At 66.6% G+C, this 20,656-nt stretch carries 19 protein-coding genes; 15 read left to right on the top strand and 4 right to left on the bottom strand.

The features are described from left to right. The first annotated feature begins 19 nt into the window (after positions 1–19). From BTE28158_RS21005 to BTE28158_RS20935, 15 genes are all read left to right on the top strand, one after another. On the top strand, positions 20–1,420 hold the full coding sequence (locus BTE28158_RS21005) for an ATP-binding protein (protein ID WP_151051315.1): 1,401 nt from the start codon (positions 20–22) through the stop codon (positions 1,418–1,420). A 35-nt stretch (positions 1,421–1,455) separates the two neighbouring features. Next, complete coding sequence (gene cpaB / locus BTE28158_RS21000; RefSeq protein WP_124901871.1) at positions 1,456–2,301, top strand: Flp pilus assembly protein CpaB; 846 nt, start codon at positions 1,456–1,458, stop codon at positions 2,299–2,301. A 115-nt stretch (positions 2,302–2,416) separates the two neighbouring features. Further along, positions 2,417–4,384 carry a type II and III secretion system protein family protein gene (locus BTE28158_RS20995; protein WP_174920069.1) on the top strand — a complete coding sequence of 656 codons (1,968 nt, stop codon included), beginning with the start codon at positions 2,417–2,419 and terminating at the stop codon, positions 4,382–4,384. Positions 4,385–4,404: 20 nt separating this feature from the next. Beyond that, positions 4,405–4,704, top strand: coding sequence for a hypothetical protein (locus BTE28158_RS20990; protein ID WP_059599670.1), 300 nt, complete (start codon positions 4,405–4,407; stop codon positions 4,702–4,704). 25 nt (positions 4,705–4,729) lie between these two features. Further along, on the top strand, positions 4,730–6,001 hold the full coding sequence (locus BTE28158_RS20985; RefSeq protein ID WP_151047694.1) for a pilus assembly protein TadG-related protein: 1,272 nt from the start codon (positions 4,730–4,732) through the stop codon (positions 5,999–6,001). Positions 6,002–6,014: 13 nt separating this feature from the next. Then, positions 6,015–6,548 (top strand): TadE/TadG family type IV pilus assembly protein, encoded by a 534-nt coding sequence (locus tag BTE28158_RS20980; protein ID WP_124627436.1) that lies wholly within the window; start codon positions 6,015–6,017, stop codon positions 6,546–6,548. Beyond that, positions 6,545–6,988, top strand: coding sequence for a TadE/TadG family type IV pilus assembly protein (locus tag BTE28158_RS20975; RefSeq protein WP_059599667.1), 444 nt, complete (start codon positions 6,545–6,547; stop codon positions 6,986–6,988). Before BTE28158_RS20980 ends, BTE28158_RS20975 begins: the two co-directional genes overlap by 4 nt. A gap of 21 nt (positions 6,989–7,009) precedes the next feature. Further along, on the top strand, positions 7,010–8,218 hold the full coding sequence (locus BTE28158_RS20970; RefSeq protein ID WP_151047696.1) for a CpaE/TadZ family protein: 1,209 nt from the start codon (positions 7,010–7,012) through the stop codon (positions 8,216–8,218). 19 nt (positions 8,219–8,237) lie between these two features. Then, positions 8,238–9,605: a TadA family conjugal transfer-associated ATPase gene (locus BTE28158_RS20965; RefSeq protein WP_151047698.1), complete on the top strand. Its 1,368-nt coding sequence runs from the start codon at positions 8,238–8,240 to the stop codon at positions 9,603–9,605. A 33-nt stretch (positions 9,606–9,638) separates the two neighbouring features. Further along, complete coding sequence (locus BTE28158_RS20960; protein ID WP_059599664.1) at positions 9,639–10,616, top strand: type II secretion system F family protein; 978 nt, start codon at positions 9,639–9,641, stop codon at positions 10,614–10,616. 38 nt (positions 10,617–10,654) lie between these two features. Then, positions 10,655–11,635, top strand: coding sequence for a type II secretion system F family protein (locus BTE28158_RS20955; protein WP_151047700.1), 981 nt, complete (start codon positions 10,655–10,657; stop codon positions 11,633–11,635). A gap of 162 nt (positions 11,636–11,797) precedes the next feature. Beyond that, a complete protein-coding gene (locus BTE28158_RS20950; RefSeq protein WP_151047702.1) occupies positions 11,798–12,202 on the top strand; it encodes a hypothetical protein in 405 nt (134 codons plus the stop codon). A 340-nt stretch (positions 12,203–12,542) separates the two neighbouring features. Continuing rightward, a complete protein-coding gene (locus BTE28158_RS20945) occupies positions 12,543–15,275 on the top strand; it encodes a xanthine dehydrogenase family protein molybdopterin-binding subunit (RefSeq protein ID WP_151047705.1) in 2,733 nt (910 codons plus the stop codon). Further along, positions 15,272–15,790, top strand: a complete 519-nt coding sequence (locus BTE28158_RS20940) for a (2Fe-2S)-binding protein (RefSeq protein ID WP_059599660.1) — start codon at positions 15,272–15,274, stop codon at positions 15,788–15,790. Before BTE28158_RS20945 ends, BTE28158_RS20940 begins: the two co-directional genes overlap by 4 nt. Further along, positions 15,787–16,779: a hypothetical protein gene (locus tag BTE28158_RS20935; protein ID WP_151047707.1), complete on the top strand. Its 993-nt coding sequence runs from the start codon at positions 15,787–15,789 to the stop codon at positions 16,777–16,779. The genes BTE28158_RS20940 and BTE28158_RS20935 overlap by 4 nt, the downstream gene beginning before the upstream one ends. A 223-nt stretch (positions 16,780–17,002) precedes the next feature. Here BTE28158_RS20935 and BTE28158_RS20930 read toward each other — a convergent pair whose 3' ends face one another. From BTE28158_RS20930 to BTE28158_RS20915, 4 genes are all read right to left on the bottom strand, one after another. Then, complete coding sequence (locus BTE28158_RS20930; protein ID WP_151047709.1) at positions 17,003–17,962, bottom strand: SphA family protein; 960 nt, start codon at positions 17,960–17,962, stop codon at positions 17,003–17,005. A 33-nt stretch (positions 17,963–17,995) separates the two neighbouring features. Then, positions 17,996–18,523: a flavin reductase family protein gene (locus BTE28158_RS20925; RefSeq protein ID WP_170296378.1), complete on the bottom strand. Its 528-nt coding sequence runs from the start codon at positions 18,521–18,523 to the stop codon at positions 17,996–17,998. 5 nt (positions 18,524–18,528) lie between these two features. Continuing rightward, positions 18,529–19,767 (bottom strand): styrene monooxygenase/indole monooxygenase family protein, encoded by a 1,239-nt coding sequence (locus BTE28158_RS20920; RefSeq protein WP_170296379.1) that lies wholly within the window; start codon positions 19,765–19,767, stop codon positions 18,529–18,531. Between the two features lie 65 nt (positions 19,768–19,832). Next, the gene (locus BTE28158_RS20915; protein ID WP_124901879.1) at positions 19,833–20,618 is read right to left on the bottom strand and encodes an SDR family oxidoreductase; all 786 of its coding nucleotides are present in this window, start codon (positions 20,616–20,618) and stop codon (positions 19,833–19,835) included. Between the last annotated feature and the right edge of the window lie 38 nt (positions 20,619–20,656).

Genomic DNA, 20,656 nt, shown 5'->3' with positions numbered 1-20,656 from the left:
CAACGAGGATGAAACGCACATGAACACGATCCCCACCGAACCGAAGCGCGACGCGCAGGTTGCACACCTGCCGCATCCGTCGCCGTTGCGGGAGGCGCATGCGAAGCCGGGCACGCAGTTGCCTGCCGCGCCGCGCTCGCTCGAGGAAACCGGACTGAGCCAGCCATTCGTCGCAGGGCTCGTGCTGAAGTCGACGCTGGTGCTCGGCCGTCCGTCTTACGGCGACCTCATCGAGCGCCACTGCCTGCCGCTCGCGGTGCTCGACGACGTCTTCGCGTTCCTGGTGCGCGAGCATCTGGTCGAACTCACCCATCGCGGCAAGACGGATCTCGACGTGACGTTCCGCCTGACCGACGCGGGCCGCGTGGCAGCACTCGAGGAGTGTGCGCGCAGCACGTACAGCGGGCCCGCGCCGGTGACGCTCGACGCGTATCTCGACTGCGTGTCCACCCATTCGGTGCGCAAGCTGCACGTGGCTCAGAACGACGTGTGGGCCGTATTCGAAGGCATCGTGATGGACACGTCGGTACTCGACTCGGCGGCCGCCGCGCTGAACTCCGGCCGTCCGCTGCTGATCTACGGCCCCGCCGGCAGCGGCAAGACCTTCCTCGCCGAGCGGCTCGGCGCGTTGATGGGCGGTCACGTACCGGTGCCGTATGCGATCTATGCGGCCGGGGAAGTCATCCAGATCCACGATCCGCTCGTGCATGTCGACGCGCCGTTGCAAACGGAGGGACAGTCGGTCGATCGCCGCTGGCGCCTGTGCGAGCGGCCGGTCGTGATGTCCGGCGGCGAGTTGACGCTTGACGAACTCGACCTGCGCCGCGATGACGCGGCGGGCTTCTACCAGGCGCCGCCGCACATGAAGGCGAACATGGGCATGTACATCATCGACGATCTCGGCCGCCAGCGTGTCGAGCCGCGCGACCTGCTCAACCGCTGGCTGCGTCCGCTCGATCGAGGCGTGGATTTCCTGACGCTCGAATCCGGCAATCGATTCGTGCTGCCGTTCGACGTCTGGCCGGTGTTCTCGAGCAACCTGGCGCCGGAACAGTTCGCCGACGACGCATTCCTGCGCCGGCTCGGTTCAAAGCTTCACGTCGGCGCGCTGTCGATCGACCACTACCGCGCGGTGTTCGACGCCGCATGCGAGTCGCTCGGACTGGTGTCGACGCAGGACGCCTTCGACTATCTGCTGCACCGGCTGCACCTGCCGACCGGCAAGGCATATCTCGCATGCTTCCCGATGGATCTGCTGCGCCTGGTCGCCGCCGGCGCGCGGTATCGCGGCGATCCGCTCGAGGTGACGCACGACGCGTTGCATGACGCATGGGCCAGTTATTTCGGCACCGCGCCCGAGCGCGACGGCGGATATCTGCCGCCTGCCGAGCACGGCGGTCACACGCACATAACCGGTTGAGCCGTTTCTTTCACGATTCGTTGAGGAGCATTGCCATGAAAAACAGTCGAGCGCTCATGATGCTGATCGTCGCGATGGTCGCGGGCCTTGCCGCGGTCGTGTTCGCGTCCCGCTGGTTGATGAATACATCCAGCAGCTCGGTCACGTCGGTCGCGGTGGCGACCACCGACCTGAACCTGGGCGAGCCGCTCGGGCCGAACCAGATCCGCATGGTGAGCTGGCCGTCGGGCAGCGTGCCGACCGGCGCGTTCACCGACACGAAGGAACTCGAAGGGCGCGTCGTGCGTACGAGCCTCGCACGCGGCGAACCGGTGATCGAGTCGAAACTCGCGCCGGTCGGCACGAAGGGCGGGCTGTCCGCCGTGATCGCCGACGGCAGCCGTGCGATCACGGTGCGGGTGAACGACGTGGTGGGCGTCGCGGGCTTCGCGCTGCCGGGCAACTACGTCGACGTGATCGTCAACACGCAGGAACAGCAGGGCAAGACCGACGGGCAGAGCATCTCCAAGATCGTGCTCGAGCACATCCTGGTGCTGGCCGTCGCGCAGCAGGTCAGCCGCGACGATACCGCACCGAAGGTCGTCAACGCGGTGACGCTCGAAGTCACGCCCGATCAGGCCGAACGCCTCGACCTCGCGCGCAGCGTCGGCACGCTGTCGCTCGTGCTGCGCAACCAGGTCGACCAGAAGACGCTGACGACCGATGGCGCGACCAAGCTGACGCTGCTCGGCAAGGCTCCGGTACCCGACGCGACGCCCGCACCGGTACACGAACGCGTACGGACCGTGCGCGTGCACGTTGCGTCGCACGCGGCACCGGACGCACGGCACGATTGTGTAGGCGTGCTGACCGGGGTACGGGGCAGCGTCGAATGCTTTTGAAACCGTAGAACACACATCCAGATAAACAGATTAACCAGATCGGCCGCCGTCAGGGCACGGCGGCCTTGGAAGTCGACAACCGGCCGCTCGCCGGTCACTCGGGGGATCAGACGAAATGAAGATCAATCCGCAATATTCAGGTACCGGCCCGGTGCGCACGCGTATCGCACGGGGCACGATGATGGCCGCGATCCTGTGTACGGGGTGGCTGACGGTGTACAGCGCGCTGGCCCAGGAAGGCGCGGAATCGGCTGCGCTGATGAAGGGCGGCGCGAGCGCGCCGGCTGCCGTCGCCAAGGGGCCGATGCAGATGACGATCAGCATGGCGCCGGCGCCTGCCGCCGCGGCTGCCGCATCGGCGGGCCCGCTGCGCGGACCGAACTGCGTGGGCGCCGTGCGCGAGTCGACCAGCGTCAGCGTGCCGCTCGGCAAGTCGCTGCTGGTGCCGATGCCGGAGCCGGTCCGCAACCGGACCATCGGCAACCCGGCCGTCGCGCAGGCAACGATGGTGTCGCCGCAGACGCTCTACATCCTCGGGATGTCGGTCGGCACCACCAACATGATCGTGCAGGGCAGGAGCGGCGCGTGCCGCGTGATCGACGTTGCGGTCGGCGCGGACGCCGGCGGCCTGCAGGCATCGCTGGCGCAGCTGATGCCGGACGAGCACGCCATCCACGTATCGAACGCAGCCGGCACGATCGTGCTGGCGGGCACCGTGTCGAGCTCGCAGGCCGCGCAACAGGCCGTGCAGATCGCACGGGCCTACAGCGAGAGCACCGGCGAGGGGGGCGGCACTGGCAAGGGTGGTGGCGTGCTGAACATGCTGAACGTGACGTCGCCGCAGCAGGTGATGCTCGAAGTGAAGGTTGCCGAAGTGTCGAAGACGCTGATCAACCAGTTGGGCAGCGCGTTCAACATCCAGGGCGGGTTCGGCTCGTGGAGCGGCGCGCTCGTCAGCAACCTGCTCGCGGGCGTTGCGAGCGGTGCGATCTTCAACAAGGCGAACAACAAGCCGTTCAGCATCGCGGCCGATGCGCAGAACACCGACAACCTCGTCAAGATCCTCGCGGAGCCGAACCTCGTGACGATCAGCGGCCAGGAGGCGACGTTCCTCGCCGGCGGCAAGATCTTCATCCCGGTACCGCAGAGCAGCGGCACCGGCACGTCGTCGATTACCCTGCAGGAAGAGGAGTTCGGCGTCGCGCTGAAGTTCACGCCGACGGTGCTCGCGAACGGCCGGATCAACCTGAGGGTCGCGCCGGAAGTGTCGGAGTTGTCGCAGACGGGCGTGACGCTGAGCGCGACCAACATCGGCGGCACGTCGATCCTGCCGCTGATCACCACCCGGCGCGCGTCGACGACGGTCCAGATGGCCGACGGCGAATCGTTCGCGATCGGCGGGCTGATCAAGGACAACGCGAGCGGCGCGCTGAAGGCGATTCCCGGCGTCGGCGAGGTGCCGGTGCTCGGCGCGCTGTTCCGCAGCACGTCGTTCCAGCAGGACCGCACCGAGCTGATCTTCGTGATCACGCCGCACCTGGTGAGGCCGCTGCAGACCGCCGACCTGCCGCTGCCGACCGACAGCTTCTCGAAGCCCAACGAAGCCGACGTGTATGCGACCGGCAACATGGAAGGGCGCAAGGGTGTCCGCAAGGCGGGCGCGCAACCGGCGAACGGCGCGATGGATGCACCGCAGACGCCGGTACCTGCTCCCGCGCCGCAATCGGCTGCACCGGCCGCACCGGCCGCCGCGCTGCCCGCTCCGCGTGCGCCGCAGCCCGCCGACACACCGGCACCGGTGCCGGCGCAGCCTGAGAAGCCGGCGGCTGCAGCGGCCGCCGCGGCAGGAGCGGTGAACGCCGAGCCGGCGCATGCCGCGCAGTCGCAGCCGAAACCGCAACCGCAGGCCGATGCGGCCAGCGCGGCACGGATCGCGCGCATCGAAGCCGCTGCCGCGCGTCTCGCGGCGGCTGGCTCCGACACGCCGGCCAAACCCGCGCCGCATTCGAAGAACAGTCTGCCGGCCGCCGCCCACGCGCAGATCGCGCGGGCGAATGCGGAACCCGCGTCCACCGATCGTTGAAGCCATCCAAGGGGAAGCTCATGAAATCCGCCTACCTCGTATTCGTGCGCCGTGCGGCGCTCGCCGTCCCGCTCGCGTTCGCGCTTGCCGGCTGCATGTCGTCGACGCCGGTGTGGGACAGTCGCTTCGGCGACTCGGTCCGCGCCGTCACGCAAGCCCAGATCATCGATCCGCATGCCGCCGAACACGCGGCCTCGCGCCCGGGGGTCGACGGCAGCGCCGCCGCGGCCGCGCTCGACAACTACGACAAGTCGTTCAGGCAGCCCGAGCCGAAAGCCAATGCATTCGTGATCGGGATCGGCAAGTCGTCGGGGCAATAACACAGGCACGCTCAGGGAGAACGCCATGTCCAGCGCAGCTCGTCATCCGAAATTCACGCGTCGAGGGTTGCATCGCCAGCAAGGCGCCGTCGCGATCATCGTCGGTCTCGCACTGGCGGTGATGATCGGATTCGTCGGTCTCGCGCTGGACCTCGGCAAGCTGTACGTCACGCGCAGCGAACTTCAGAACAGCGCCGACTCATGCGCGCTGTCCGCTGCGCGCGACCTCACGTCGGCCATCAGCCTGCAGGTCGCGGAAGCGGACGGCATCGCCGCCGGCCACTCGAATTTCGCCTTCTTTCAGCAGAACGCGGTGCAGATGCAGACGGATTCGAACGTCACGTTCAGCGATTCGCTGACCAATCCGTTTCTGACGAAGACGGCGGTCGCCACGCCGGCGAACATCAAGTACGTGAAGTGCACGGCGCAGCTGACCAACATCGCGCACTGGTTCATCGAGGTGCTCAACACGATTCCCGGTGTGCAGGTCGCGAACGCGGCGCAGGTCTCGGCCAGCGCGATCGCGACGGTGGGCGCCGGGCAGACCACCTGTGCGATACCGGTGTTCGTGTGCCGCGCGGCGGCCGCCGCGCCGTACAAGGTCGGTGACTGGATCTCGTCGCCTTCCGGCTCGTCGTCGACGTACGGGCCCGGCAACTTCGGCTGGGCCGCGCTCGACGGTTCGACCAACGAAACGACGATCGCCAGCGAACTGTCTGGCAATACCTGCAACATCAAGTCGCCGCCCACCCTCGGTTCGACGGGCCTGAAGTCCGCGTCGCTGCGCGCGTGGAATACCCGCTTCGGCATCTATACGAACGGCGCCAACGGCTCGAGCGGCCAGCCGGACTTCACAGGCTACGCATACGTCGGCCCCAAATACGGGCCGCCGGGAACCGCGGGTATCGTCGGCGACGCGTACAAGCAGTTCGTGCTCGATCGTGCGAGCTTCAAGTCCTACCAGGGCGACGGCGCGCCGCCCGCCGGCAGCGGCATCGCGACCAAAGGGACCGCCACGGCAAGCAACTATCAGACGTTCGGTGGCGACCGCCGGGTCGCGCTCGCCCCCGAGGGCGACTGCTCGACGCTGCAGGGCGCAAGCAACCAGCTGACCGTCACGCAGTGGGACTGCGTGCTGATGCTGGATCCGCTGCCGTTCAGCCCGGGCGCCGGCGGGGTGGTCGCGCATCTCGAATACCTCGGCTCGGCGTCGTCCGGCAGCACGCCTTGCGCGACGCACGGTTTGCCGGGCAACGGCAGCTCGATCGGCCTCAAGGTGCCGATGCTCGTTCAATAGAGGAGACGCGATCATGAAAAGGCTCCCGATTCGCCGGTCGCGCATGCGCGGTGTCGCCGCGGTCGAGTTCGCGCTCGTGCTGATGCCGATGATCGTGCTCGCGACCGGTGTGGCCGAGTTCGGCCGCGCGATCTATCAGTACGAGACCCTCACCAAGGCGACGCGCGACGCGGCGCGCTACCTGTCGGTCTATCTGCCGGCCGACAGCGCGTATCCGCTCGCGGCGGCGCAGTGCCTGGTCGTCTACGGCAACACGACCTGCGGGTCTGCCGGCACCGAGCTGGTGCCGGGGCTCACGACATCGATGGTGATCGTGTGCGACGCCGCGCATTCGAGCGATTGCGCCGACGCATCCGATCCACCGCAGTTCGCGAACCTGCCGACCTATGACGCGACCAACAACGCGGCAAGCGGCACGGCGACCGGCAGCATCAACGTCGTCGAGGTGAAGGTGAAGGGCTATAAGTACCAGCCGATTCCGGCCTACCCGGGGCTGTCGTCGATCACCTTCGGCAACATCGTCACCGTGATGAGGCAAGTGTCATGAACCCGCGCTCCTGTCTGCCGTCGCGCCGTCGCGCACAACGCGGCGCGACGATCGTCGAATTCGCGCTGATCGCATCGATCCTGATGATGCTGCTGATCGGCGTCTTCGAATTCGGGCGCGTGCTGTTTTACTGGAACACGGCGGCCGAGGCCATCCGGCTCGGCGCACGCACGGCGATCGTCTGCGACGTGAACGCCGCCGGCGTCGTGAAGCGCGTGAAGTCGCTGATGCCGATGGTGTCGAGTGCGAACGTGTCGGTGAGCTACACGCCGTCGGGCTGCGACGTGAGCTCCTGCTCGTTCGTGACCGTCAGCATGACCAACTTCACCGTCAAGACGATGATTCCGCTCGCGAGCGTCTCGATCACGATGCCGCCGTTCACCACGACGCTGTCGCGTGAAAGCCTGAATTCATCCACGGGCGGCACCGCCTGTCAATAATCGAACCGACGAGGCACAGCCATGATCAATATCCTCGTAGCTGCCGACGATACCGCCCGGCTCACGCAGATCGCGCGCCTGGTCACCGACAGCGGACACTATCGCGTGACACGCGCGCATGGACGATCGTCGCAGATCGAGAATCGAACGGACGGACTCGATTCATTCGACATCCTGCTGATCGACGGCGCGACGACCGATGCGACCGAGCTGTCGGCGCTCGAGCGCATCTGCCGGCTGCACCCGAGCCTGACCTGCATCCTGGTGACGGCCGACGCGGCGCCGAACGTGCTGCTGGACGCGATGCGCGCCGGCGCGCGCGACGTGCTGCAGTGGCCGATCGACCCCACGGCGCTGGCCCGTGCGCTCGAGCGTGCCGCCGCGCAAAGCACGCGACGCGACGCCGAAGATACGCGCTTCGTGTCGTTCATGTCGTGCAAGGGCGGCGCGGGCACGAGCTTCGCCGCGAGCAACGTCGCGTACGAGATCGCTGAAGGATATAAGCGCCGCGTGCTCCTGGTCGATCTGAACCAGCAGTTCGCGGATGCCGCGTTCCTCGTCAGCGACGAGACGCCGCCGTCGACGCTGCCGCAGCTGTGCGCGCAGATCGAGCGACTCGACGGCGCGTTTCTCGACGCGAGCGTCGCGCACGTGACGCCGACCTTCCACGTGCTGGCCGGCGCGGGCGACCCGGTCAAGGCCGCGGAGATGCGCGAGGATGCGCTCGAATGGATCCTCGGCGTCGCGGCGCCGCGCTACGACTTCGTGATCTTCGACATCGGCGTGAGCATCAATCCGCTGTCGATGATCGCGCTGGATCGCAGCGACCAGATCCAGCTCGTGCTGCAGCCCGCGATGCCGCACGTGCGCGCGGGCCGCCGGCTGCTCGAGATTCTCGTGTCGCTCGGCTACCCGACCGACCAGATGCGGCTGGTGGTGAACCGGATGACACGCGCGAGCGAACGGTCCCGCACCGCGCTCGAGGAAGTGCTCGGCCTGCATGCGAGCAGCACGATACCCGACGACGCCGATACCGTGCGCGAGGCGCTCGACCTCGGGCATCCGGTCTCGCGCGTCGCACGCAGCGCAGCGGTTACGCGTGCGTTACAGGCCTGTGCGAAGCAGATCGTCGAAGGGGACGTGCGCACCAGGCACGACGCGTCCAGCAGCGAACCGTTGATGTCCCGGCTGTTCGGCCGCAAGGCCACGCCGAAGCTCAAGTCCATGTGAATCTTTCGGGGAAACTATCATGTCATTGCGCGAACAGATGTCCTTGTACCGGACGCAGCCCCAGGCGACGAGCACCGATCCGGCGGGTGCGACGCATTCGTCGGTACGCGACGCGTACCAGAGGCTACGCCGTGAAATTCACGCGGCGGTTCTTGAACGGGTCGAGCTGGAGCGTCTGTCACGCCTGCCGCAGGAACAGGTGCGGCAGGAAATCTCGGCGCTGATCTCGCGCATCCTCGACGAGGAGCGCATGCCCGCGAACGACATCGAGCGGCGCCAGCTCGCGATCGACGTGTACGACGAGATGTTCGGTTTCGGCCCGCTGGAGGCGCTGCTGCGCGACCCCGGCATCTCCGACATCCTCGTGAACACGTACCGGCAGGTCTATGTCGAGCGCGCCGGCCAGCTCGAGCTGACCGACGTGACGTTCTACGACGACGCGCACCTGATGAAGGTGATCGAGAAGATCGTGTCGCGGGTCGGGCGGCGCATCGACGAATCGACCCCGATGGTCGATGCGCGTTTGCCGGACGGCTCGCGCGTGAACGCGATCATTCCACCGTCGGCGATCGACGGGCCGCTGATGTCGATCCGACGTTTCGCGGTCAACCCGCTGAAGATGGACGACCTCGTGAGCTACCAGAGCCTCACGCCGCCGATGGCGGAGCTGCTCGATGCGCTGGCCAAGGCGAAAGTGAACGTGCTCGTGTCGGGGGGGACCGGCAGCGGCAAGACGACGCTGCTCAACATCCTGTCGGGCTTCATCCCGCGATCGGAGCGGATCGTGACGATCGAGGACGCAGCGGAGCTGCAACTGCAGCAGCCGCACGTGCTGCGGCTGGAAACGCGGCCGCCGAACATCGAGGGCAAGGGCGAGATCACGCAGCGCACGCTCGTGCGCAACGCGCTGCGGATGCGGCCGGACCGGATCATTCTCGGCGAAGTGCGCGGCGCGGAAGCGCTCGACATGCTCAATGCGATGAACACCGGCCACGAAGGCTCGCTCGCGACGATCCACGCAAACACGCCGCGCGACGCGCTCACGCGGCTCGAGAACATGATCAGCGTCGGCGGCCTGACGCTGCCGCCTAAGACGATGCGCCAGCAGATCGCGTCGGCGATTTCGGTGGTGGTCCAGGCGACGCGGCTTACCGACGGCAAGCGCAAGATCGTCAGCATCCAGGAGCTGACCGGGATGGAAGGCGACATCATCAACATGCAGGAGATCTTCACGTTCAAGCGCACCGGCATGGATCGCGACGGGACGGTGCGCGGACACTTCTGCGCGACCGGCGTGCGGCCGAAGTTCGCCGAGCGGCTGCAGTCGTTCGGCATCAACCTGCCGGATTCACTCTACGACCCGGCGCAGCGTTACGAGACGAAGTGACGACGCGCCGTCGTCTGATTCCGGGGAGGTCTCATGGACTCGATATTCTATGGTTTTGTGATTCTCACCTTCGTCGCGGTGGTGCTCGCGATCGAAGGTGTCTATCAATGGTGGAACTCACGCCACGGTGCCGCGGCACGCCGGATCGAGTCGCGCCTGCGCGCGATGTCGGCCGGCGGCAGCGTGCAGCAGGAGCGACTGTCGATTCTCAAGAAGCGGATGCTCGACGAATCGAAACCGTTCGACCGGCTGTTGCTGCGTATGCCGCGCGTGCAGTCGGTGGATTTGCTGCTGCAGCAATCGGGGCTCGACTGGACGGTGGCGAAGCTCGTCGTGTACAGCGCGGCATTGCCGGTGACGGCGATGCTCGTCCTGCTGTTCACTCCGTTGCCCCTGATCGCCATGTTGCCGATTGCGCTGCTGACCGCGTGCATGCCGGCAATGTACGTGATGCGGCATCGCAACCGGCGGATGCTCAAGCTCGAGCGCCAACTGCCGGATGTCTGCGACATGATCGCGCGCGCGCTGCGCTCCGGCCACTCTTTTACGAGCGCGCTCGGGATGGTCGGCGAGGAGTTTCCCGATCCGATGGGCGGTGAATTCCGGATCACGTTCGACGAGATCAATTACGGCGTATCGCTGCACGATGCGCTGGTGAACCTCGCGACACGCGTGCCTGCCCATGACCTGCGCTACTTCGTGATCGCGGTGCTGATCCAGCGCGAGACCGGTGGCAACCTGGCCGAGCTGCTCGACAGCATCGCATCGCTGGTTCGCGAGCGCTTCAAGCTGTTCGACAAGGTCCGCGTGCTGTCGGCGGAAGGGCGGCTGTCGGCCTGGATCCTCGGGCTGCTGCCATTCGGCACGGCGGGCATGATGGCGGTGTTGAACCGGGAGTTTCTGTCGGTGCTCTGGCAGGATCCGGCCGGCATCAAGATGGTCGGAGTGATGCTGGGGTCGATGGCATTCGGCATGCTGTGGATCCGACGCATCATCCGGATTCGCGTCTGACGCGTGTCTCAGGCTTCACGAACCGATTCGAGGCTGTCATGCAAAACCTGAGTGTAGTACATACCGTGATGCTGGCCGGCTTGTTCATCTTCGTCGCCGGCGGCGTGCTGGTCGCGATGCTGCTGTTTGCGCCGCGCAACATGGAGCGCCGGATCCAGCAGGCGAGCGGAGCAAGTGTGGGCATCGGCGCCGGCGCCGGCGCCGGCGACGGCGGCGGGCAGCCGTCGCGCTGGGTCGCGAAGCTCGTCGAGCTGTCGCAACCGATTTCCCGGCTGTCGGTGCCGCAGGAGGGCTGGGAGAATTCACCGCTGCGGATCCGGCTGATGAACGCCGGCTGGCGCGATCCGAACGCGGGCGCGCTTTACTTCGCGGCGAAGACGGTACTCGCGTTGGCGCTGCCGGGCGCCGCGCTGCTGGCGCTCGCCACGACCCGGCTCGCGGATCAACGCATGCTGCTGTCGTTCATCCTCGTCGCGCTCGCCGGGATCGGCTACTACGTGCCGAACGTGATCCTCAGGCGGCGGATCGCGACGCGTCAGCGAGTGATTTTCGAGGACTTTCCGGATGCGCTCGACTTGATGACCGTCTGCGTCGAAGCAGGGCTCGGGCTCGACGCGGCGCTGATGCGGGTGAGCGAGGAACTGCGCTTTCGCAGCGAAGTGGTCGCGGGTGAACTCGACTTGCTGCTGCTCGAGATGCGTTCCGGGTTCACGAAGGAAACCGCGCTGCGCAATCTGGCACTGCGGACCGGCGTCGAGGATATCGAATCGTTCTGCGCGATGCTGATCCAGGCCGATCGCTTCGGCACCAGCATCGCCGAATCGCTGCGCGTGTTGTCCGACATGCTGCGCACGCGGCGGCGGATGCGCGCCGAGGAGCGCGCCGCGAAGATCGCGCTGAAGCTGCTGTTCCCGCTGATCTTCTGCATCTTCCCGGCGCTGATGTGCGTATTGCTCGGGCCGGCGATGATTCATGTGTATCGCGTGCTGCTGCCGACCTTCACCAGTATCGGGCAGTAAGCAGCGGCGCGGGACTGCCGCGCGAACCGGATGTACGTGCCGACCGGGTATTGCCGGCCGGCACGGTCACCGTCTTCATGGGAGGCTCCTTCTCCCCCCGGGCGGCGCCGCGAGACAGGTCGATCATAGCGGCGTCAACGCAACCCGGACCCATGGTCGACCATGGAGACAGCCGTAGTCCACTGCCCGCGCGGGTGGCCCCCTACGACTAACCTCGAACGCAGTCGCGGCGGCGCGCCGACCGGACTGAAAGCCGATCCGACAGGTCCGATCTGCACGGCTGAATCCATCCGTGTCGATAACGCGAGCGATTGTTTACCGAATTGCCGGCCGGCGCAGGCAGTCGCCGCCCGGCCGCAGCGCCCTCGGGCCGCCAGCGGTGGCATGCGTCAGCCGATGACGCGGCACGTATCGACGGATGCCGCTGCCGATGTGCGCGTCATCGTGCCCGAAAATCTCCTTGAAATCGTCGATTCGAATTTCTACGATTATTCAAAATCAGGCTTGAATGACGCTGCGAGCGGGACGATCGCCCCGCGTCGCGGAAAGAACGAACACAACGCCTGAAATTGAAGCGGCTGCCCGACGATATGGGCAACAGGCCAGTCAAGCACGATCGGGGCCGGGGGAATCATGAACGAACACGCAGCGCGATGCACGCCGCCTGACGCCTCATCGAGCAGGCGACCACCCGCGTGGACCGAACCCGCGATGCCGCCGGGCTACGGCGCGCGTCGTCTCCCTCCCGATTACTGACAGCCGGCGCGCGCAACCGCGCCCGGAACACCGCTTTCTCACCGACATCCTGTGCACCGACGCACACGCGTATCGGGCCGCTCGCGGCCGGCGTGGCGACGCACGTCGTGCACTCGACGACCGACATAACAATTCGAACGAGGGACGCAGCATGGCCATCCGTGTGCCAGTGACACGCCGGACGTTTCTGAAGCTCGCCGGCAGCGGCGCCGTTGTCGCCGTTTCGGTTACGCATTTACCGGCACTCGTACTCGCCGCGGGCGAGACGCAGGCCGATGCGGACGGCCCGAGCTGGGCACCGGTGCCCGGAAAGGCGCGCTGGCGCATCGATGGCGTGCCGAAGGTAATGGGCCAGAAGATCTACGCGCGCGACTTCAAGTCCCGCGACTTCGTCGGCTGGCCGCAGCAGGAAAACTGGCTTTATGCGCTGCGCTGCGACCGGGTCGACGCGGTGTACCAGGGCTACGATCTCGGCGTGCTGCCGCACGAACTGCAGCCGATCGCCATTGTCGACAACGCGTTGCTGAGCGCGCGCAAGATCAATCTTGCACCGCGGCCCGACCCGATCGCGAACCAGGACATCTACTGGCTCGCGCGGGTGGGTCATCCGGCGGACTGCTACGGCCAACCGGCCGCGCTGTTGATCTTCGAGAACTTCGATATCTATCGTCGCGCGAGGAAGCTGCTCGATTTCAATCGCGGCGTGATCCGCTACGGCGCGCCGGTCGGCGCCGGCCAGGCCGCACCGGTCGTGCCGTATTCGCCCGTGACCGTCTACGTGCGCGACGACGCACGGCGGTTCAACTACGTCGACAACTACGAGGCCGACAGCACCGGCAAGCCGACCGCGAAGTATCTGGAGGAACGCGAGGCGGCGGTCGCCAACATCGATGCGACGATTGCCCACCACGCGGCCGCCGGCACGTGGATCGGCATTCGGGCGACGGGCGACGACGGGTTCGAGACGCCGGCGATGGATCCGATGTTCATGGAGCCCGAAGCGGGACTCGCATGGTACGACGCGTCCGCCTCGAAGATCAGCCTCGTTCTCGGCACGCAGTCGGCGAACGACGATGCGATCGGTGCGTGTGCGCTGTTCGACGGCAGCAACGTCCCGGTCAAGGAGGCCCAGGTCATCGCGTGCTACCCGGGCGGTGGTTTCGGCGGACGCGACAAGTCCTATTTCCCGCTGTATCTGGCCCTTGCGGCGCCGTTCGCGAAGGGCGCGCTGCGTTGGCAGCAGTCACGCTACGAGCAATTCCAGGTTGGCCTGAAACGCTGCGAGACGCAGTTCTCCGAATCGCTGTGGTTCGACCGCCGCGGCAAGCTCGAAGCGATCACCTGCGATTTCCTGATGAACGGCGGCGGGAAGAAGAACCTGTCGCCGTACGTCGCGCAGCTTGCCGCGTTGAGCGCGATGAGCTGCTACGAGATTCCGCGGGCACGCGCGCAGGCCGCGTCGACCTACACGCGGGAAGTCTTCGGCGGCTCGCAGCGCGGCTTCGGCGGGCCGCAGGCGTTCATGGCGATCGAGACGCTGATGGACGAGGCTGCACGCCGGCTAGGGATGTCGCCGTTCGAGATCCGGCGCGCCAATCTGCTCGGCAAGGCGCCCGCTCTCGGCAAGGGCCGCGCGATCACGGGCGCGCCGATCCTGTTCGACCTGCAGCTGGACGCGCTGCTCGACCGGCTCGAACGTCATCCGTTATGGCTCGAGCGTGAGCAGATTCGTGCCGAGCGCAGCGCGCGCAGCCTCCGCTACGGTGTCGGCCTCGCGATGGCGAACGAAGCGTACGGCACCTCCGGCGACGGCATGTTCGGCATGGTGCAGATCCTGCCCGACGGCAACCTGCGCGTGGTCACGCCATATACCGACATGGGCAACGGCGCGGCCACGACGCTCGGTCTCGCGCCGGCCGAGTTTCTCGGGCAAAACGCGCAAACGATTGCGATGAGCGAGATCGGACCGTTCAACTCGCTCGGGTTGCAGCGTTCGAGCAATCCGCCAGACGACAGCAAGTACGTGTGCTACACGTACGGCTCGTCGAGCGCCTGTCTCGGCGCATTTCATCAGTACCACGCGGTCAAGGGCGCCGCGCAGGTGCTGTTTCTGCAGAGCGTGCTGCCGGCCGCGCGCGCATGGTGGGGCGTACCCGTGCGTGCGGAGGACGTGCACTGGACCGATCGCGCACTCGCCGCGAACGGCCTCACACCGATTTCGTGGGCGACGCTGCTCGGCACGATCAGGAAGCTCGGCCTGCAGACGACCGCAGCCGTGCATGCGAGTTATGCCGGGTATTTCTGGAAGGGAAGCTATCCGTTCGCGTCCGGCAGTGCGCAGGTCGACTATGACTACGTGGCGGTCGGCCTCGATCCGTATCACCTGACGCCGTTGAAGCGCGTGCTGCAGCCGCCGCCGATCAATACGACACTGTACGGGCGCACGACCTATGCGCCGTCGGCGACGCTCGTCGCGGTGTCCGTCGATTCGGCGACCGGGCGCGTGAAGGTCGAACGCGTGGTGACGGCAGTGAGCGTCGGCCGGCAGTTGTCGCCGGAGCTCGTCGAAGGGCAGTCACAGGGCGCGGTCGCGATGGGTATCGGCAACGTGCTGACCGAAACGTGTCCGCTGGGGCCGGACGGGCCGGGCGGCGGCCGATGGAATATGGATCGCTACGAGGTCACGCGGCTGCCGGACATCCCCGTGCAGGAGCTGATCGCCTTACCGCCGCCCGGCGGCGATCCCGCGAATGCACGCGGCATCGCGGAAGCGGTGATGTGTCCGATCGCGCCGGCGCTGCTCAATGCGCTCGCGATGGCGACGGGGCGGCGGTTCCGGGTGACGCCCGTGACGCCGGAGAAGATTCGGGAGGCACTGCAATGAGCAATCCGGTCCGGATGATCATCAACGGCAAGCCCGTCGAAGCGGACGCGGCCGACGCGGACATGAACCTCATCGACTTCCTGCACGAGCGGCAGGACCTGACGGGCACCAAGCTGTGCTGCGGCATCGGCGTGTGCCGCGCGTGCACGGTCGGCGTGCGCAATGCGCCCGATGCGCCGATGGAAAAGACGCTGTCGTGCTCGACCCCGGTCAGCGCGATGGCGGACATGCACGTGTACACGATCGAGGGGCTCGCGCAGGGTGGCGCGCTGTCGCCGCTGCAGCAGAGTTTTCTCGAGTCGTTCGCGTTCCAGTGCGGCTACTGCGTGTCGGGTTTCCTGATGGCCGCGACCGCGATGCTCGATCATCTGCGCGCGCAGCCGGTGCACGAGCGCGATCTGGACGCGATGATCGAAACCTGGGTGGGCGGCAACATCTGTCGTTGCACCGGTTACGTGAAGTACATCGAGGCCATTCGCAAGGTGGCGATACGCTACACGAAGGGGGCGGCATGACGATGAGAAACTGCGTCGTCGCGCTGGCGACGATGCTGGCCGCACAGGTTGCACCGGTCGTGCCGGTTGCGCTCGCGGCGGCAAACGGCGATACGTCGTTGCACGAGTATGCGCAGCGGTGCACCGACGAAATCGGCGAGATTCCCGCGTTCGACTGCAATGACGGCACCGATGTGCCGATCACCGTCAACGGCCGCGTGCCCGTGCGCTACGCAGCACACATGACGTGCGATCGCCCGGCGCTGTTGCCCTATGACGCGCCGACGTCCGGACAGTGCACACCGTATTCGAAGATCCTCGACCTGTCGCATGGCGACACGCAGATCTCGGCGTTTTGCCGCCGCAAGCAGATCCGTGCGAATCGGAGCCCGTATTACGACGAAGTCGACATCGTGCTGCATCATGCGGGCAACGGCAAGACCTGCTGGTTTCATGCGGAGCAGGGCGGCACAGCCGGCATGAACGCGGCGCGCGTGCCGCCGCCGAACGAGACGACGCCGCCGCCCGGCCATCCGTCCGCGGCGGAGTTCTGGTGGAAGCCGGCCGCGACCGCGACGAAGCGCTGCGTGTCGTGTCATGACGCGAGCCCGGTCATGTACAGCCCGTGGATCGGCCAGGTCTGGAGCAAGGTGCCGACCGATCCGTGGGGCAAGTACGTGAATCTCGGCGCGGACTTCGCGTCGTGGACATCGCACGCGATCAGCACGCCGGGCAATACCTGCATCGGCTGTCACCGGATCGGCGATCAGAACAGCTGCAAGATCTACGTGCCGCTCGCGGCCGGTTTGCTGCCGCCGCCGAAGGGAAGCAACGCGCGTGCGAGCCGGTATCCGATGACGCATTGGATGCCGATCGACAACAACAAGAGCCTGTATGAATGGAATGCGGCGAACGCGAAGTCGGTGAGCGACCTGCTCGAATGCTGTTCGGCGCGCGGCAAGGACGATCCGAAGTGCAGTTTCACGCCGGCGGCGCAGGCGGCCAAATAGGTCGCGCGCGGGTTGCGCGCCGGACTGCCACGGCGCCTCTCGCTTGCCCCATCGGCGGCCTTGCCGGGCTCGCCCACGACGATACGCGCGGATCGCCTCGGCCGGTGCAGCCGCGGTCATGTGATGCGCCGGCCGATGAGCGATGCGCGAGAAAAACCGGGGTAGTAGAAGTTGCCATCCGTCATACGTACCCGCGGTGCTGCGTCACGCGTCGGTGTTTCGCCTACTGAAAGTGATGCACGTACCGCAGCACCATCCGCGAACCCTGCGGCCGGTTACGGGCATGGACTTCGAAGTACGCGTTGAACATCAGGTGATCCTGGGGCGAGAAGCTGTACATTGCACCGGGTCCGATCGCCAGCACGGCTTCCCGCGTGCCGGACACATCCTGACCGTTCACCTTCATGTCGGTGGTCTGGCGCAGCCAGTAGCCGTTCAGACCCAGCCGCAGCCCGGGCCGCACTTCATACTCGGTCGCAAAGTTCGCATGAACGGCCTGGCCGGCCTGCGTCGACGTCACGTCCGGCCCGAGCGCGGTCGCCGGCTCGTGATTGGTCGCATTCCACAAATAGTGCAGACGCCACGACACGGTCCACTTCGGCGTGATCCAGAACGTCGCGGCCCAGTACGGATCGAACGACCAGAAATGGCTGCCCGGATTGATCGCGCGCGCCGGATCGTATGCACCGGTTGGCGCAATGAACTGGAACTCCAGCCGCTGCGCGAAGCGCGGCCCCTGCGCGCCCATCACCGGATCGAACTGGATGAACGGTCCGACCAGCAGGTCGCCGAATCCGGCACGCGAATTCAGCGCGACGTTGCCGATTCCGTCGTTCGTATGCACGGAGGCCACCCACGGCAGGATCACGTCGAGCCCCGGATGCATGCCGCCGAACGTCAGCGGCGACTGGTAGACGAGCTGGCTCAGGCCCGCGAACAGGTCGATGTCCTGCTTCGGCAGCCCGACCTTGTTGCCGGCGTTGTCGTTGACGCGTCCGGCGGTGTAGTACGTCAGATACTGCGTGCCGTACCAGCCGGAGCCGGCAGGCGGCATCCCGTCGAGGAAGCTGGTCATCCCCAGGTTGACCGACGGCAGGTCGGTCGCATGCGCCGGCGCGGGGCCGGTCAGGCCGACTAACCCGAGACCTGCGATCGCAAGCAGGCGAGAGCCGAATTTCATCATCACCACCTCCTGAATATTTATTTGTATAACTAATCAAACGGCGCGAGAAAGATCGGGATGTACGGAGATCGCGCGATACTGGCCCGCATGGAACACGAGCGGCGCCTTTCCGAACGCATCGAACTGCTCGATCTGTCCGATGAACAGCAGATGGTCGCCGCCTTCGTAATGGCCCACGTTGCGGCACACGAAACGCGCGCTCGCGCCGTCGAGACAGGGTACGCCGCCCGCATCGGCTTCCACGTGCGACACGCCGTCGAACTTGTCGGCGCTCGGTGTCGCGAAACGGCGCGACAGCTCGATCTGGTCGTGCGCGAGGATATTGATCGCGAAGTGCGTGGCCGCGACGAAGTCCGGGCGGCTCGGCGCGACCTTGCGCAGGCTCCACAGCACGAGCGGCGGGTCGAGCGACAGGGACGAGAACGAATTCGCGGTGAGGCCGACCTTGCGTCCGTCCGCCGAACGCGTCGTGATCACGGTGACGCCGGTCGGAAACTGCCCGAACGCGGCGCGCAGTTGCTGCGGGTCGAGGCCCGAAATGCAGGTCGCGGTGGTGTCCATGTCGCTCACTCCGAACGTGCGGCGTGTTCGCGGATCAGCGCCGCACAGGCCGACGGTTCGAACCACCACGGCGCGAACTGGCGCGGATCGTCGAAGCCATTGACGAGCGTCGCGGCCAGCGACGGCAACTGGCCGGCGGCACCGAGCAGTTCGAGGATGTGCGGCGGCGGCGGGGTGAGCAGCGAGTTGGTCCAGCGCACGACGTGCTGCGCATAGGACCAGTAGCGTTCGAACGTGTCGTGCATCCAGCTTTCGTCGAACGGCTGGCCTTCGCGTGCGAGGATGGCGTCGCCGTATACCTTCGCGCATTTCGCCGCATTGTTCGAACCCTGGCCGGTGATCGGATCGTTGACGACCACCGCATCGGCCATGCCGAATACGGTTCGGCCAGACGGCAGGCGGAAGAACGGCTTGCGCACGGTCGGCGTGAAGCGGCCGGACAGCGTGCCGTTCGGATCGGTGAGCTCGACGTCGCGGCAGCGCTCGAATTCCCACGGCACATACTGCTGCAGGAACGACAGGCTGCGGTCGAGATGCTGCTCGGGCGTCTTGACGTCGGCCCAGCAGTCGAGCGGGCCGCCGGGGATTCCTTCGAACACCATGATTTCGCACGGGCCCGTCGTCGTCAGTGCGGGAAAAACGAAGTATTCGCCGATGCCGGGCAGGAGGTTGAAGCGCACGCGCGAATACGGCTGGCTCGGCGTCATGCCTTTCACGTAGGTGAGCGCAAGCGCGCGTTGCGGGCGCTCGAATGCGCTGCGTGCGTCGTCGCGGCCCAGCAGGTGCACGATTTCGCCCTTTCCAGCCGCGAGCAGCACGAGATCGTGGCTGAGCGCGAGGTCCTCGAGTTCCGGCACGCCGACGTCGCAGATGCGCACGTCCGCGCCGCGGCGCCGGATCGCGTCGAGCCAGTCGGCCATCTTCACGCGCTGGTCGACCGATTGTGCGTAGCGGGTCAGCCGCGACGACCAGTCGATCGCCTTGCGGCCGTTGCCTTCCGGATGCGGCACCGCGATGCCGATGCCTTCGATGGTCGGGCACGCTTCTTCCCAGGTGTTCAGGCCGAGATCGCGTTCGATCTGCAGTGCGGTATGGAACATGCACTGGCTCGACATGACCTTGCCGGCGCGGATCTGTTCCGCGTCGCGGTTGGTCGCGAGCGTGACGTGATAGCCCTGGTCGAGCAGCGTGAAGGCGAGTTGCAGGCCGGCCTGGCCGGCGCCGACGATAGCGATGCGTTTCATGATGAAATCCTTGGTAGAACGAATTGCATGGGGCGAAGTATGGGCGAGCGAGAAGCGGCTGCCGGTTATTCGGCCAGCCGCGGAATCGCCGGCACCGCCTGCTCGGGGCCCATTGCGGAGTAGCCGCCGTCCACCGCGTAGTCGGCGCCCGTCACGAAGCTCGCCGCGTCGCTGCACAGGAACGTGACGACCTGCGCGACTTCCGACGGATCGCCCACGCGCCCAAGCAGATGAAACGGCGCGGCCACGCGATCGGTCTTCGCGCGGTCGCCGTGCGTGAGCTCGTCCATCACGCGAGACCACGTCCATCCCGGCGACACCGAGTTGACGCGAATCCGGTCGCCGGCGAGATCCATCGCCATGCTGCGCGTGAGCTGGCGCATCGCGGCCTTCGAGGTCGGATAGAGCCAGCGGCCGGTCTGTGCGCATTGCGCGGAGATCGAACTGAAGTTGACGATCGCGCCGCCGCGCCGCTTCAGGAACGGATGAACGGCCTTGACCAGCATCGCGGCCGACACGACGTTGACGTCCATCGCCGCCAGCCAGTCGTTGCGCGTGGCCTGGATCCCGTTGTCGACGTAGCTGCAGGCCAGGTTGATCAGCAGGTCGATCGCGCCGAAGCGTTCGGCGACCGCCGACACCGCTCGGTCGATCGCGCGGTCGTCGGTGATGTCGGTCGCGATGAACATCCCGCGTTCGCCGAGCGTGTCGGCGACGCGCGCGCCGTTTTCCGCATCGAGATCGAGGATCGCGACGCACGCGCCGGCGCGCCCGAGGTCCTGCGCGACGGCGGCGCCGATCAGCGTGGCGCCGCCGGTGACGATCGCGACTTTGCCAGCAAGGGCAGTCATGGTGTGTCTCCTGGAATGATTGAGTGAAGGCGGCGCGC

Source organism: Burkholderia diffusa (assembly GCF_902499115.1).
Lineage (GTDB): Bacteria > Pseudomonadota > Gammaproteobacteria > Burkholderiales > Burkholderiaceae > Burkholderia > Burkholderia diffusa.
This window is presented reverse-complemented; position numbering and strand designations above follow the sequence as displayed.